The organism is Candidatus Poseidonia alphae (assembly GCF_943787815.1).
Taxonomy (GTDB): domain Archaea; phylum Thermoplasmatota; class Poseidoniia; order Poseidoniales; family Poseidoniaceae; genus Poseidonia; species Poseidonia alphae.
Genome location: NZ_CALSNW010000003.1, coordinates 137,541 through 152,508 on the forward strand (window position 1 = coordinate 137,541; position 14,968 = coordinate 152,508).

Annotated in this window: 13 protein-coding genes; 2 read left to right on the forward strand and 11 right to left on the reverse strand. The window is 51.0% G+C overall.

What is annotated here, in order from left to right:
* Nucleotides 1-28: 28 nt before the first annotated feature.
* From AAA857_RS05470 to AAA857_RS05495, 6 genes are all read right to left on the reverse strand, one after another.
* Nucleotides 29-805 (reverse strand): uracil-DNA glycosylase family protein, encoded by a 777-nt coding sequence (locus tag AAA857_RS05470; RefSeq protein WP_338173927.1) that lies wholly within the window; start codon nt 803-805, stop codon nt 29-31.
* A gap of 29 nt (nt 806-834) precedes the next feature.
* Nucleotides 835-1,134 (reverse strand): hypothetical protein, encoded by a 300-nt coding sequence (locus tag AAA857_RS05475; protein WP_338173929.1) that lies wholly within the window; start codon nt 1,132-1,134, stop codon nt 835-837.
* Nucleotides 1,135-1,156: 22 nt separating this feature from the next.
* On the reverse strand, nt 1,157-3,637 hold the full coding sequence (locus AAA857_RS05480) for a hypothetical protein (RefSeq protein WP_338173931.1): 2,481 nt from the start codon (nt 3,635-3,637) through the stop codon (nt 1,157-1,159).
* A gap of 84 nt (nt 3,638-3,721) precedes the next feature.
* Nucleotides 3,722-5,503 (reverse strand): radical SAM protein, encoded by a 1,782-nt coding sequence (locus tag AAA857_RS05485; protein WP_338173932.1) that lies wholly within the window; start codon nt 5,501-5,503, stop codon nt 3,722-3,724.
* Between the two features lie 26 nt (nt 5,504-5,529).
* The gene (locus AAA857_RS05490) at nt 5,530-6,978 is read right to left on the reverse strand and encodes an exosome complex RNA-binding protein Csl4 (RefSeq protein ID WP_338173934.1); all 1,449 of its coding nucleotides are present in this window, start codon (nt 6,976-6,978) and stop codon (nt 5,530-5,532) included.
* Between the two features lie 74 nt (nt 6,979-7,052).
* Entirely contained in the window at nt 7,053-7,646 is a 594-nt protein-coding gene (locus tag AAA857_RS05495; protein ID WP_338173936.1) for a methyltransferase, read from the reverse strand.
* A gap of 31 nt (nt 7,647-7,677) precedes the next feature.
* Between AAA857_RS05495 and AAA857_RS05500 the strand changes: the two genes are divergently transcribed.
* Nucleotides 7,678-7,884 (forward strand): hypothetical protein, encoded by a 207-nt coding sequence (locus AAA857_RS05500; protein WP_338173938.1) that lies wholly within the window; start codon nt 7,678-7,680, stop codon nt 7,882-7,884.
* A gap of 57 nt (nt 7,885-7,941) precedes the next feature.
* Here AAA857_RS05500 and AAA857_RS05505 read toward each other — a convergent pair whose 3' ends face one another.
* From AAA857_RS05505 to AAA857_RS05520, 4 genes are read right to left on the reverse strand one after another with little or no spacing between them, the layout of a single operon-like run.
* On the reverse strand, nt 7,942-9,018 hold the full coding sequence (locus AAA857_RS05505; RefSeq protein WP_338173940.1) for a hypothetical protein: 1,077 nt from the start codon (nt 9,016-9,018) through the stop codon (nt 7,942-7,944).
* A 5-nt stretch (nt 9,019-9,023) separates the two neighbouring features.
* Nucleotides 9,024-10,097 carry a hypothetical protein gene (locus AAA857_RS05510; protein WP_338173942.1) on the reverse strand — a complete coding sequence of 358 codons (1,074 nt, stop codon included), beginning with the start codon at nt 10,095-10,097 and terminating at the stop codon, nt 9,024-9,026.
* A 42-nt stretch (nt 10,098-10,139) separates the two neighbouring features.
* Nucleotides 10,140-10,868, reverse strand: a complete 729-nt coding sequence (locus tag AAA857_RS05515) for a glycosyltransferase family 2 protein (RefSeq protein WP_338173944.1) — start codon at nt 10,866-10,868, stop codon at nt 10,140-10,142.
* Between the two features lie 11 nt (nt 10,869-10,879).
* Nucleotides 10,880-13,183 (reverse strand): hypothetical protein, encoded by a 2,304-nt coding sequence (locus AAA857_RS05520; RefSeq protein WP_338173946.1) that lies wholly within the window; start codon nt 13,181-13,183, stop codon nt 10,880-10,882.
* Between the two features lie 73 nt (nt 13,184-13,256).
* Here AAA857_RS05520 and AAA857_RS05525 point away from each other — a divergent pair, with 73 nt between their 5' ends.
* Nucleotides 13,257-13,877 carry a peptidoglycan DD-metalloendopeptidase family protein gene (locus AAA857_RS05525; RefSeq protein WP_338173948.1) on the forward strand — a complete coding sequence of 207 codons (621 nt, stop codon included), beginning with the start codon at nt 13,257-13,259 and terminating at the stop codon, nt 13,875-13,877.
* Here AAA857_RS05525 and AAA857_RS05530 read toward each other — a convergent pair.
* Nucleotides 13,871-14,968 carry an SIS domain-containing protein gene (locus AAA857_RS05530; protein WP_338173950.1) on the reverse strand — a complete coding sequence of 366 codons (1,098 nt, stop codon included), beginning with the start codon at nt 14,966-14,968 and terminating at the stop codon, nt 13,871-13,873. The two genes, AAA857_RS05525 and AAA857_RS05530, sit on opposite strands and share 7 nt — an antisense overlap.

The window sequence follows — 14,968 nt, forward strand, 5'->3', positions numbered from 1 at the left end:
CCCCACTGAACAATTAAGCATTTGAAGACTACGCCTGCATTTCTTCAAGAACGGCGATGACGTTCATTTTCCAATCCGCTCCATTGTTACGGTTCGCCAGCGGGCTTGCAGGACTTGGATGCCAGCATGTTGTGATGGTGATCTCTCGCCCAGATGCGGTGACTCCGAGACCCGATTTACCAGCCGAAAAAGCCTTCCTTGCCCTCTTTTCTGCATATTTTCCAACGCCGATGATTCGAGTAATGTTCATTGCTTCAACCACCTCTTGGAGGTGTTCATCACAGGCTTCCAAAATTGGTTCAACTACCGATGCAGGGATGTTATCTGGAGTGATGTTTTGTCCACGTCCTCCCAAAAGGAGCAAGGGGCAATGGTTGACGACGAAGATACTGGCAAATGCCTCCTCTGCAGAGCCGTAATGTTCCGCCATCAAATTCCATAGGCGTGTACCTGATACTTCTTGTCGCTCGAGACTCATTCCAACGATGGGCCGCTTAGGGTGAGCATTCAACGGAGTCTGTAGTGGGCGTGATTCAATCTTCAGAAAATCAACAGCAACGCCAGTGGCCCCGAACGGAACACCGGTTTGAGCCATACCCCATGGACCGGGATTCATTCCAAGAAGCAAGGTCTTCGCCCCAAGGCCGCCCCATTTCTCCAAGTATTGTTCGTGATGGGGCCAAGCATAGTCGAGTGGGTTGGTTGCATGAGCGACTTTTTCAGTCTTCTCAAGTTCTAAAATCGCACCATCACAAATCTTGGACAAACGCAATGCGGCTTCTTTCAACAGGCCAACCGTCTTCATCGCCAACCCTCGCATTGGATGTTATCCACTCAATCGTCCTTGCGACGTGAAGCGAAGACACCTGCAGCGATGGCAGCCATGGTTCCAATCGTTCCAATTGCTGGAAGACCTTCTCCATCGTCCGAATCCACATTTGGAACCGGTAAGATGACCGTGGATGCGGACGCCGCAATGCTCGGTTGTTGGCCGTCGGTAGCGGTAACTGAGCACGATACATCATCGCCAACTGAAAATCCTCCAGTCAATGAATCCGAACCCGTCAGAATAATGTTCCCATTGACCGACCATGTTACGGTTGTCGTCGTTAAATCGCCGTCCATATCAAACACGGTATAGGTGCATGTCAGCTCGTCATCTGCAGTGGTTAAGACGGGAGAAATTGAGACATCTGTGACGCTTGGTGCAGTATTTGGTGTCACGGTGTTGTTGCCGCCGGTGTTGTTGCCGCCGGTGTTGTTGCCGCCGGTGTTGTTGCCGCCGGTGTTGTTGCCGCCGGTGTTGTTGCCGCCGGTGTTGTTGCCGCCGTGTTGTTGCGACGTATGTTCCAGCCGGAGTCATGGTCATCGTGACCTTGTTGCCGCCGGTGTTGTTGCCGCCGGTGTTGTTGCCGCCGGTGTTGTTGCCGCCGGTGTTGTTGCCGCCGGTGTTGTTGCCGCCGGTGTTGTTGCCGCCAGTGTTGTTGCCGCCGGTGTTGTTGCCGCCAGTGTTGTTGCCGCCAGTGTTGTTGCCGCCGGTGTTGTTGCCGCCAGTGTTGTTGCCGCCAGTGTTGTTGCCGCCAGTGTTGTTTCCGCCGGTGTTGTTGCCGCCAGTGTTATTCGTATTTGTATTCCCAATAAAGGTGAACTGATATGACAAACTTGAATCGGTTGAGTTTGGACATTGATTTCCCCAAGAATTGTTAGAACCACAGTTCAAAACAGTGGCCTCTAGGTCAATATCAACCATAGTCCCGTTGGTCAAGTTAGGGCTGAAATACAACTGCCAATTCATTGTAATTGAGTTATTAAGTCCGCTTGAGTTGTTTCCACCAATCACGTACCACCAGGAATTGCTGAGTCCAGAAACTTGCGAATTACTTGTAGTTGCATTAATTCCTGGATAATTGATAGCGTCATTGCAAGTATTGACCAAATTCACAGTCACATAGTAGGATTGACTCATGGTCAAGTTATGAAGGATGAGACAATGTGCATCGTTTACTGTGTTGTTGCCTCCGTTATTTCCACCGCCACCGCTGTTATTGGCGTAGACCATGATTCCACCATAGTTGCTGGCAGCGAAGGTGCCGTTGGTATACAGTTCAGCGTCGAAGGTGTAATTTCCTGCGCTAAGCCCGCCGATAGACCAGTTCCAGTGCGAATAGTTGTTCATACCTGTCCACGAATGGTTTCCAGAGAAAACAGTGTAATTGTTGGCATCGTAGATCCAATAGTTAAGCAACATGTTGGTATTGTAAATCTCACAATTCACATACACTGAGGTCATGAAGGATTGATTCTCCATTACCATGGATGGGACATTTGCACTGATAAAGGTGTAGTTGAGGTCGTATCCGCATCCGGTATTGCCGGTATTTCCTCCGCCACCGCTGTTGTTGGCGTAGACCATGATTCCATCTGAATCGCTGTCAACATATGTTCCATTGACGTAGAGTTCAGTATGGAGCGTGTAGTTTCCTACGCTAAGACCTCCCACAGACCAGTTGAAGTTTGAGTTGTTGCTTGTGCTGCCTGTCCACGACTGGTTTCCAGAGTAAACAGTGTAATTGTATGCATCGTAGATCCAGTAGACGAGCAACATGTTTGAATTGTAAATTTCGCAATTCACGTAAATCGAGGTCATGAAGGATTGATTCTCCATAATCATGGATGGCGAATATGCGTATACAGATGCGTAACTAGGATTGTATCCACACGGCGAGGTTTGGTTGCCGCTGTTGTTTCCACCGCCACCGCTGCTGTTGGTGTAAACCACGATTCCACGGGAGCTGCTGTCATGATAGCTACCGGCCACATAGAGTTGGGCATGGAAGGTGTAGTTTCCTATTGAAAGTCCAGGTACAGACCAATTGAAATTCGAGTAGTTGTTCATACTGGTCCACGATTGATTGCCGGAGTAAACAGTATAGTTGCTGCTGTCGTAGATCCAATAGGCAAGGTCCATACTTGAATTGTACACCTCACAATTCACATAGATTGTGGTTGAGAATGATTGGTTTTCCATAACCATGTAGGGTGAGTATGTGGATACAGATGTATAGTTGACGTCGTATCCGCAGCCAGTGCTAGTGTTGGTGTTGTTTCCGCCGGTGTTGTTTCCACCAGTATTGTTGCCGCCGGTATTGTTGCCGCCGGTGTTGTTTCCACCGGTATTACCACTGCTTGAATTTCCACCAGCGAAGAACGCACAGTCGTGGTTGCCGTCATTGTCGGCGTCGTAGATGTTGGTTGAGGCGTTTGAATCACTCACTTCCAAGGAGTCATTTAATCCGTCTCCATCATCATCGATGTCTGATTCATCGTTGATGCCATCGCCATCAAAATCGTACGGTGAGGTGTCGTTTGAATCAGGAATACAATCGTTATCGTCATCGGAATCAAGGCTGTCTATGACCCCATCGCCGTCGTTGTCATTGTTGCCGTTGTAACTTTGGTTGTACAGCATGGATTGTTGCTGGGAATCGGTGAGCACACCGGTTGAGCGCGCCCCTGATTCAAGAACAGGGCCCTGCCAGGTTTCGGTGTTTGGTTGTGCAGGAATTACTGCGAGGCCTGCGGCCATTGCCTGAACCAAAAAAAGAACGGTGAATACAATGACTGATTTCTTCTGCATGGTATGGCCAAGGCTTTCGGCCTTTTGTTTGTTTTGCATCATTTTTTGTTACGAGAAGGCATTAAAACCATCTCTAGCTCTTGCTCATTCACGTTCATCAAAGTAAGTTTGAAACTTTTCATCCCACTGGATTCCCGTATCCTCGAACCACATTTCAGCACTTTGATAGGGGGCTGAAGTATTCATTTTCCTCATGGCCCTGGCCCGCTTTGAAATGAGGTTCCAAGCGGTTTTGCTGCCGATTCCAGGTATTGCACTGAGTTGTTTCTCGGTTGCCCTACTTAGGTCGAGCCCAATTTCAACCCCCGTAATCGAGCGTGCACCGTGACCGGTGACGATAACGTTGGATTGAGTTTCAAGTGGAATCTTGTATTCGACTCCGATGAGGATCGGATAGGCTCCTATTTGTCTGCCAAATGTGATTCCGGGTTTACCGTGTATTGTAGAAGATGTGTGAGCCTCGGTTTCATGAACGGGCAAACGGGTTCTGCCGTCATGAGTTTCCCAGTGAACGTCTCGAAGGATGCTTCCAAGCGGGAACAACTCTTTCAGCAGTGGTTTGTCGATGGTATCTCTGCAGGTTTCTTTGAAGCGATTGAATGCCTGTTGCGGAATCTCTTGAAATCCCTCTCCTTCGACCTGTCGTATGTTGATTCGGCGGAGCATGAGCCCCTCTTCACGAATCTCTTGGAGCAGGTTCAGATTCATGTCGTAGGTTTGTTCAGTTTCGCCGTTCAGGCCAGCAATAAAATTCAATCCAGGTAGTAATTTGGGCAATCCTCGTGCTCCACGCTCACGGCCGTATTTATTGATGAGGCGGATTGCTGATTTCAATTGGTGGGGGTCACAGTTGAGCCAATTCGCTTCGTGAACGCTCGGGTCCGCTGATTCCAAACCGAACGAGAGGACCGCCCCATCAGAAAGGGTTTCCACAAGCGTTTTGGTAATGGCCTCAGATTCCTCAATATTCTCCGCAATGATGGACGGGTTTCCATTGTCTGTGTGGAGAATCCCCAACCGTTCGTCTTCTCTTAGCCCGTGAAGCAATTTCGCAATTGGTTCGGGATTCGGGACTGGATATTCGAGTTCTTTCACACCTTCTGCCATGTACGTGTACGTATCGGTCATTCCACCAAGACGAACATGGTGGACGCCAGCGTCATGGGCAATGCGGACTTCCTCAATGATGTCTTCAGGAGTGCGCCATATGGGGACTCCTTTCTTTGGCTCAATGCAAAATTTACAACCACGCTTGTAGCGTACACACCCTTGGTACACCTCGACTTCATAGGTGAGCGGACCAGGTTGTTCCTCTGTTCCCAAATCTGGATGGTGAAGGACTGCTTTGCTGCTTGCTCCGGCTTGGGCCCAAGCAGTCCATTGCTGCGCCGTTCTTCGGGCATGCTTCCACTCGCCGTTTTTGAGAAATCCATCCAGTGTTGCGTCTGTATCTTGCACCGCCAGAAAGAGATTTGGCCGTAGAGGGTTCCAGCCTTGCTGACGCCACCCACGAATCGCCCACCCTCCAAACAAACCAGGAATGCCTCCCGGAATCATCCGAATGAGTTGTTGAGTCTCGTTGAGTGAGATGGGTGTTCCTCTAAGGTATCGGCCGGGGACGACCGCACCGGCAATACAAGCAACACCTTCAACATCTTTCATCCACTTCTGGACAGCCTCACCGTCCTTTTTGATCCATTGTCGCCAACGGTCTACCGTCATGTAAGTGTAAGGGATTCCTCGTTGTTCAAGGACTCCGCATAGATAGCGTATATGGAATCCAACATATGGCGGTACACCAAATGCAGCGGGTTCATCTTCGTAGCCGTCAAGGACAAGCCATCCGGGTGAATCGTGGCTATCCATGATTGAGGTGGGAAGTAGACTGGACTTCAATCCTTCTTCGGTCGAGGACGTCGCTTTCGCTTCTTTCCGCCTTCTTCCTCTTCACGAATGGCTTGGAGTTCACGTGAAGATTTGCCTCCATCGCTATCGCCAGACTTTGGTCCTCGGCCACCCTTTCCACCTTTGCCTGCTTTGGCTTTGGCGATGTCGACCTTGATTTTACGTCCTTCGAGTTCCATTCCGTTCAGTGCCTTGACAACGGCTTCTCCTTTGTCCATATCCTTGATGAATGCAAAGCCGAATCCTTTGGATTTACCCGCTGGGTCCGTAGCCATGACGACTTCATTGACCGTTGCATGAGCACCGACCATCGTGGTCAGTTGCTCTTGAGTCGCAGTAAAGGGCAGGTTTCCGATGTAAAGTTTGAGTCCTTCGGGGTCTCTTCGTCCACCTTTCTTCTTCTTTTTATCATCGCTATCGGCGTCACGAACTCCAATACGTCGTCCGTTGATTCGATGGCCATCAAGTGCTGATGCGGCTGCATCGGCCATGGCCTTGCTGCCGTAGGTGACGAATCCAAATCCGCGGTTCGCACCGGCGTCATCAACCAACACAATACAATCGGTCATCTCACCGTGCTTTGCGAAGAGTGCGCGCAGTTCTTCGGTTCCAACTTCACGAGGTAGACCGCCTACGAACAATCGAGTTCCAGGTGCCGCTTTTTGTCGGCCACCACGGCCTCCACCCATGCCTTCGAAACGGAAGTATGTACGCTCACGCCCGTCCTCACGGACATCGGCTGCAATGAAGGTTGCTCGGCCAGCAGGTCCACGTGCAAACATAGCTTCTGCTTCTGCACCCCAGCGCTTTCCGGAGTTGTTCATGGCACTCGCTCCTTGTTCGAGTTCCGCCCATCCAGCACCGTAGTTATCGGCAAGTGCTCGGTAAGATTGAGATCCACAGGTGGGGCAGAGCATGTTCCAGTCGCCGTCTTGGTGGAGGGTGAGCGTGTCGCCGCATGGCGGGCAGATGGCGTGAAGAACGCCGCAATCATTTCGGTCTCGGAAATCCAAACGGACAACGGGGGTTACTTCCTTGACAAGAGCACGGCAAATATCTCTTCGTCGCAGAGCATCAGATGTTTGATGCATGAATCGGTCGACAAGTCCAGTTACGTAGAACTGTCCGTAGAGGTGTTGCGGTTGAATGGAGCCTTGTTGACCCTCGATCACATGAATCATAGCTTCCCCGTTCTTTTCGTTAAGCTTGGTGACTTCACAAAGTACGGTGTCACCAATTTTGGGTTCAACAATCGTTTTGCTGGCTCCAACCGAGATCAAACCGTCTTCAACATGGACTGAACCGATCACGGTTGCGATAATGTTTCCGTCGTGAAGTGCTGTACCTTCACCGGTGGTGTGTTGACCTTCTTGGCCAATGATGCTTCCTGGGGTGACGAGGCTCGCCGTCATGTCTATCATTCCTTTAGCGGACATGGCCCGAGTTGGGTCGCACGCCGTTTCGCTAATTGAAGGCGGGGACTCCCTCCTTTTCAACCCCCCTCCCAGTCCTACTGGTCTTCTTCGGCAGGCAAACGGGCATCTCCTCGTCGATGGATTCGCCAACAGAGGACCTCAGTATCACTTGAGCGCTTTGAATGATGTCCGTATTGTGCAGGCAATCTGAACGTGGTTGCAATCACGTGTTCGTACTTCCATCCAGCGTCTCGAACCATGCCCCCAATGTGCTTGGAACTTCGGCTGTGGAGGAGATGAATTGCAGTGCATTGGGTGCTCAACGCGGCCTCAATAAACGGGCGATCTGCTTTGGCCATTTGAACGCCCCATGGCGGGTTCATAACGATGAGGTCCGTTTCAGGAACGGTCCAATCGTCCTTACCAATTCGCATTGAGTGGATGGTCCATGATTCTTCATTGTAACTTGATTTCAAGTTAAACCGTAGCACTTCAAGGGCGGCATCATCGCATTCAACGAAATGAACGTGCTTAGCACCCAGCAGAAGGCACGCAATTCCCAATACACCGTTTCCAGCCCCAAGGTCAAGAACCGTTTTGCCTTCAAGTTCATCAAGTTGGTCTACGGCCAACATCCAATACGATGCGAGGTCGCCTTCAGTTGCGTATTGTTCCAGTTGTACGTCCAAACAGGGATGAGGCTGAAGTTTTGACAATTGAATGGCCAAGTGTTTGGGGCGCATTCGCTTCACCAGCGAGGTTGCTGCTGATACTGATTGTTTTGCTGCTGTGCCTGCATTTGCAAACGCATGGCATGAATCTGTTGTGCTTCGATGCGAAGTCGTTGGAGCAAAGGCTCACCGGGCTGTTGGTTGCCACAAAACCGGCAGAAACGGGTTCCATCAGCGTGTTGTTGTCCGCAGTTGATACAGAATCCCATGTCGTTACCCAGCCTTTCCTCTCGTCTCTTAGATTTTAACTTTATCAGCCCATGGCGGTCATTTCCAGTAGGATTGGCCATGTCTCAAGACCTTCTGCAAGAGCACGTTCGCTCAAATCTTCCCAGCGATGGTCGTCCATGAACGATGACGGTTCAACACCTGCTTCAATCAGTTCTTGGAAGAAGGCACGGAGTTCAATCTCCAGCTCGGATTGAGAATTAACTTCCGGTTCAGGTTCCGGAAGTTCCACTTGCTTAACGGGTGGTAGTTCCTGCGGTGCATCCTCTGACGAAGCCATAGGAGTTGGGAGTTCTGTGGATGTGGATTCCATCGCAGGACTTGGTGCGGAACTCGGTGGGAGGGGTACTGAAGGGGCAGGTTCTGCCTTTGGAGTTTCGATTTCAACAGGTGCATCCTGAACCACATCTTCGGGCTCGGATTCAACCGCAGGCTCCGGTTCAGGTTCCACAGGAGGTGCCGGTTCTGGCACAGGCTCAGGCTTTGGTTTTTCGAGCCTTCCCACGCCGAGCACTTCTGCTTGTTGCCTCGCCATTTCAGCTGCAGCACGTCGCGGCAAACTCACAAAGCATTTCCCGGGGAGTGAATCCGGTGGGAATGGGAGAAAATAATGTTCCAATGGGGGCAATGAAGGATGCCTGAAGTACAACGTCTTGATGGTCTCAAAAGGCCGTTGTGTCGGCAGTCCTACTGAAAACGGAACAGACGAAATTTGAATGGAACCTCGTAACCACCCTTCATTGGTGACCAAATGTTGCATCCATAATCCGAGGTCAGCCGTTGCCAGGTCGACGAATTGGAACGATGCCGCCCGCGTGTCAAATCCTTGTTCTTCGAGGAGTGGTGCTTCTGCCCGAGGGCGGTGGAACGAGGCCATGACCGGTTGGCCGTGGTCGACCATATCACCATGGAGTTCCATCATTTTGCGCTCTTTACGAGGGCACAGGAGCATGATGCAGATGCGTGCGGCGTTGACGTCCCAGATTTCGCCCCATCGCTTGCCTGCTTCTTGGGTAAGTTGGCCGATGGTCGTGTCAGGAATCATTGCGGTAATACCCATGCTCGCACCGAATGAAAGGGAGCGGTTCCACCCTTTAGCCATGCGGGTTAACTGCTACCGTTTCCCAACAAATGCATGGTATATGCGAGCTCTGCAAGATAAACCACGCCTCCTGCAGCCCCACGAATGGTATTGTGGGAATAAGCTTCAAACGTCACAGTACGGGAGTCCAAGCACTCGATTGAAGCAACGACAATGGCCATCCCCGTCTTGAGATTCTTTGCAGGGTTGGGTGCATCTTCGAACGCCATCCCGTCCCCGAAAAGGTGGCTCTTCACATCAAGAGCAGACGGGAACATGAGTGGGGAATAGGGTGCGCTTGGGTGTTCATTGTTGGCGTTCAAAGCGTTCCACTGATGGAGGCATTGATGGATGTCGTCCAAGGTCATCTCGTTCTCGAATACAGCCTTGACTGAAACATGGTGGCCGTCTTTTCGCTCCACGCGCTTGCATGCAATCTCTGCAGTCCCGTCCCAATCCAATATTCGGCGGAATTCGGCTTCTGTTTTGATGGCCTCCCCGGGGATTTCCTGCTCTAAGGGCTCCAAATTTCCCTCTTGATGGTCGAGTAAGCGGTATCCTCCACCTGAAAGCGCTTGCTCGGTTCGCACCGAAAAAGAACGCAGCCCAAACGATTGGTGCATTGGCGTGAGGGGCATAATAATGGGCAGCAGCGTGCAATTTGTGGCGCATACCAAGGGATATCCGATCGTTCCAATTTGCGTCATTGCGTTCGGATTGATCTCAGGAATGACCAAAGGAACTCCATCGGCTTGGCGGTAAGAACTCGCGTTAGAAAAAACGGTGATCCCTGACTGTGCCCACATCGGTTCAACATCAACAGCATGTTCTGAAGGAAGGGCAGAAAAAGCCACTCGGATTCCTGCATCGTAGAGTTTCTTAGGCAATTCCGTATTATGGACGTCCTCAATCTTCAGCGGCCCAAACGATGGTCTTTCCTCATCCAGTCTCCACTGGATGCTGTCCAACATCTCGCCTTGCCGCTCACTTTTACCAGCGATTGCACTCAATTCAAACCACGGATGTTGATGGAGACGCTGTTGTAAACGTTGAGCGACCAAGCCACTAGCGCCCAAAACCACGGTTTTGAGACGGTCCATGACCCGCCGAGACGGTGTTGGTCTTTGAGGACTTGGCTTGACTCACATTAAGGGGTCGGGGAAGATACGGCGGGTGACCAGTTTTCGGAGAATCTTCCAGCCATCTGCGGTAGAGCCAAGTTTTGCTTCCCCAATTCGTGCGGAGTAGGATATCGGTTTGTATTTGAATGAAAGTTCTTGATGGATCATGGACGCAAACATTTCGGCTTCGATCTCAAAAGAGACGCTGTTGAGCATCAGTTGGTCGACCGCTTTGCGAGAAAATGCCCAATAGCCTGAACAAACATCGTTGGATGTGACTCCATAAAGAGCAGTGGCGAACCAGGTCAGAAGATGATTTCCAACGAAATTGAATCGTGTCATGGCGTCGGCGGAAATCGCCCCATTGAGGCGGTCTCCGATGACAACATCTGCGTTTTCAAGCCCTTTGAGCAAATCCAACATTTCCGAGGGGCGGTAGGTTCCGTCAGCGTCCAACATCACCACAACATCAGCTCCCATTGCTATGGTTTCTCGAAATCCGTGACGGATGGCCGTACCCTTGCCGGTTTCATCTTGCTCCATGAAAAGGACATCAAATTGTTCTGCGACTTTATCTGTGCCATCGGTGCTGTGGCCGTCCATGACCAACACTGCGGTCTCGAATCCTTGGTCGTGAAGTTCTTTTATCGGCAGTCGCTCAAGTACCCATTCAAGGCCCAACGCCTCATTGAGCACCGGTAGCAGCACGACAAGGCGATTCATGAGAGGTTCTCGTTGGTTCTCACTCATTGAACTTCCTCTCAATTCATGCTCCATTCCAACCAATGAAGACGCACGCCTGTATTGTCGAACATGACACTGTCTCTCCCCGATAGGCCAAGGGGATTAATCCACCCAGAAGGCTGAGTTGCTTCCCATTCAATATTGAGTTCTTGAATGGGCTGGTCATCCATAAGGTCCATGCAATGGCGATGGTATCCAGCATGTTTGTTAAGGGTCTGGAAGGGGCGTATGAGTCCACTCTCGCTCTTCAGGTAAATGCCTTCGAGAAGCCCTACGGTTTCGTAGACAACGCACAGTTCTGTATGATTTTGTGAGGGTGAAGTGACTGAAATCGAACCCGGTGTCCCTTCAATGAGGAAGGGACGGTCATCACCAAGGCCCAGTGGGTCTCTAAAGCGGTGGTCTCGCCACGGGTCCAGTCGGGGTGTGCACTCGGAACAATCCTCAATGGTGATGGCTTGAAGTTCAGGAATCTCAGCATCACCTTGTGAATTGAAGGCCCAAAGAACAGCCCCGTCATGTTGTATCATCGGAGCCCATAGAGGCGATGTTGCAAGCGTCCATTGCATTGAACCAAGAGGAGACGTGATGGCATACCTCATGTTATGTTTGAGGAAGTATGAAGCATTGTCATTGAAGATCGCTCGGGTTGCATTGCTTTGTTCACTCCCCGTCAAATGGACCAGTCCAAGCGTGGGGATGCTGGTTGGGTCAAGTTGATTTGGAGCATTCCAAATGTACCCCCAATGCATGTTTTCCGTGTAGACAACTCCCGCATCGAGACCTTCCAACTCTTCTCGTAGAGTGAGGTCGCCGGGTGTGACGGAAAACAATTCATCGTGTGTTGACAATTCAAATGCGATGTTTTGGGCAAGAAGTGTCCCGAGCAAAAGCAGGGTCATTAGAGCAACCGAAAGTGGTGCAGGCATGGAACTGAATACAGGTAGGGGGCGTTCGGGAAGTTCAGATAATTGAGTGGTTGGTGACCACCACAATACGACCAGTACTGCAAGGGGGATATGAAATGCGTGAAGGGCCATTGAATACAGCGTATAGGATAACAATGAAAGAATTGGAATATGCTGCAAGCCTTCTACCAGATGAACCGTACTCAAAAGCCACAGGCTTGCAAACCAGGTGAGGGCAATTCTTCCTTCAAGCGTGTTGCGAAGGGACCACCCTGCAAACGAGGCGACGATCAATAAGAATCCATTGTAAACCAGCATCGGTTTGCCCCCCTGCCAACCGTATTCTGAAAATACGGCTTCGTCGAACAATCGGGGCGCAATCACCACAAGAGCAATTGTGAACCCTACCGTGATGAATGCTGATGCCAGCATAGCAAACTTCCGCATCATCTCTTGGTGGTCTTCATCATCAAACTGAATGCCGTGCAATACATGGCAGAGCATGAGCGCAGCCAGATAAATAGCTCCTGTTGGATGAATCAGTCCGACACAAATCAGTGCTAACATGACTCCCAACGTGTGATGCCGTTGGCGTTGATGAGTCGGACGGAGCAAGACGAGAACGCCTACAATCAATCCCAATTGACTGGCAACGCTTGGATATCCGGAGTCAAATGTTTTTGCGAACAAACCGAGCCCAAGGCCAACACCAAACATTCCATATGCGCCAGCACCATGTCGGTCAAATGCACCCATCAAACCAATGAGGAGCACAAAAAGGCTGTAATGGCCGAGATGAAAAACCGCAGTCGCGGCATCAATTGATGCAGTTACCGAGATCCATGCTGCAAGAGATGGAAATGCTGGCGGATAGGTCCAGAACCCTTGGTTGGTTCCCGGAAGGCTGAGGTTTCCCTCCAATGCAACTTGTTGAGTGAGCATCGCAAACCCAATCCAGTCGACACCGAAGGGCAGACGTTGAAGCAAGGGGGGAAGCAGGGCGGTACTCGCAATCAAGAAGGATACGACGTAGAGAGGGAACTTGCGCATACGCCGGAATTCCAACTGAGTTGATGCTTCTTTGCTAAGGGCGGGGTCTTCTTGTTGGCTGATTTCCCCGTGCATGGCGGCTTCAAGCATCTGCCATCGCGTTCGCTGAGCCAGAACTTCATGTCGGGTGTTCATTAATTTCCAAGCCAAAACATTTGCTCCCAGGAGGGCGGCCAACATGGAGAGGGGCGACCAGATATTGAGCAACAACAGCAGCCCTGAGATTCCAAAGACGACCAGAAGGCCAAGAGCAGGCGCCAAGAGGGCCTTTCGAAAGCGGTCACTGCTTCCGTCAAGCACTGTAGAAAGCGCCCATCCCGGAAGAAGAGAGGGTGCGAGGACCACTACAATGCTTCCAAGCATGACCCCTCCAATCCCAACTCCTGTTTTGATGGTTCGCCGAAGGCTCAAGTAGAATCGCCGTTTCTTCGACATCATGGTCACGGCCGAGCATGCCTTCCACCCCACTGTTTTGTTCGATGAAGCCTATTGGGTCCATGACTTCACAAGAGTCAATAAAAGTGGATGGGAGTCGCCTCATATCTACTCGGTGGGCAGGTACAATGAACATCGCCCGCAGATGTACACTACAGAATTGTTCGAGGGGATTAGGGATATTCATGTTGGACTCGACCTCGGCGGTCCGGCAGGCACTCCAGTTCATGCATTCGCTGACGGGGTGGTATATGACCTCGGCGTCAACGCCGAGGACGGTTCTTACGGACCAACCCTCGTCACCGAACACCATCTATCCCTTCCGTCCAATCCTGGGGAGCCAGTAAGCGGTGCTCCGGTCACCTTCTGGGTTCTCTATGGACATTTGAGTCTTCAGAGCATTGAGCATTTGGAAAAAGGTCAATCGTTTGTTCGCGGTGAACAACTTGCAGCCCTTGGTGTTGAAGAGGAAAACGGTGGATGGCCACCCCATGTTCACGTACAGATGTCGCTTGAGCCGCCGCAGGAGTGCGACCTTCCAGGCGTTGTTGAATCAAGCCAACGTCAAAAGGCTCTGGAATTGTATCCTGACCCGCGCCTCATTTGCGGTCCACTTTACTGAACGGATTGCAAGTGATTTTTCAGTGAAACAATCGGGGCGATCGCTTCTGGGTCTTTTCCATGAAGCAACGCCAGCGTAATCGATAACCAATCCATGATAATGCAGTGGTAAAGCAGCGCCTCCAGCAAGGATTCGCCTTCTCCAACCAAGTTCCAAGCAAGTTCTGTAGGGGAGTGAGCGACCATCCAGTTCAACCGCTGTTGGACCCTCGGGTGCATCTCTCCCCACGTGAGGAACAGAAGAACGTGGTCTTGGTTCGTTGAGTCTCCGTGTTCGCCGACCCCACCCCATGCAACGCTCTCATTGTGGTTCATCTCGGGCAAAATTCCGACTCGCATGAACCTCGCAGCGTTTTCATTGATCTGATTTTTGAAGCGGTGAAGTGCAGGTGTCAATTCCGTAGGGCCAACCACCGAAAGGGGATGGTCCATCATCGTGGATGCAAGCAGTGCAATATCGCCTTCTGGGTCTTGAAGCACATCAAATTGGTCGTTGATTAGCGTCAATCGTTGAAGCATAGCTTCTCGTTCTTCATGGCCTTGCTTCGGGAGAATGTCAAGTGCCTCCATGCAAGCGAGTTGGCGACTAAAGATATGACCAAATGCAGTTCTTGGTGGCTGTCCGCCGATGCTCGGAATCAAATGGCAGTTTGGAGAGGTTTCTGCAAGTCCAGCAAGTATTCCTCCCGTGGCGATGACAATGACAGTAGCGCCTGTTTTCAATGCAGATTCAACGGCCTGAATGGTTTCTTCTGTATTGCCACTATGACTGGTCGCAAGTACCAGCCATGAGGCATCAAACCAGGAGGGCAGCGTGTAGTCGCGTTGAACCATAATGGGTCGATTCCCATGGTGGGCTGCGAGTGTCGACAAGAATTGTCCACCTGCGGCACTTCCACCCATTCCGAGGCACAACACTCCCGTCCATGGGACGGTGCGGAGGTTTTCCAACCACTCAAATTGCCCATTGCTGACCGCTGCAAATCCTCCTTGTAGGTCATTCACGAAAGACTGGACGTACCCGAACATGTTTCCTTGGTCAAGTTGCTGGGCGAGGTCAACCAGATTTCTTTCTTCTTGGGGCTCGTCCAT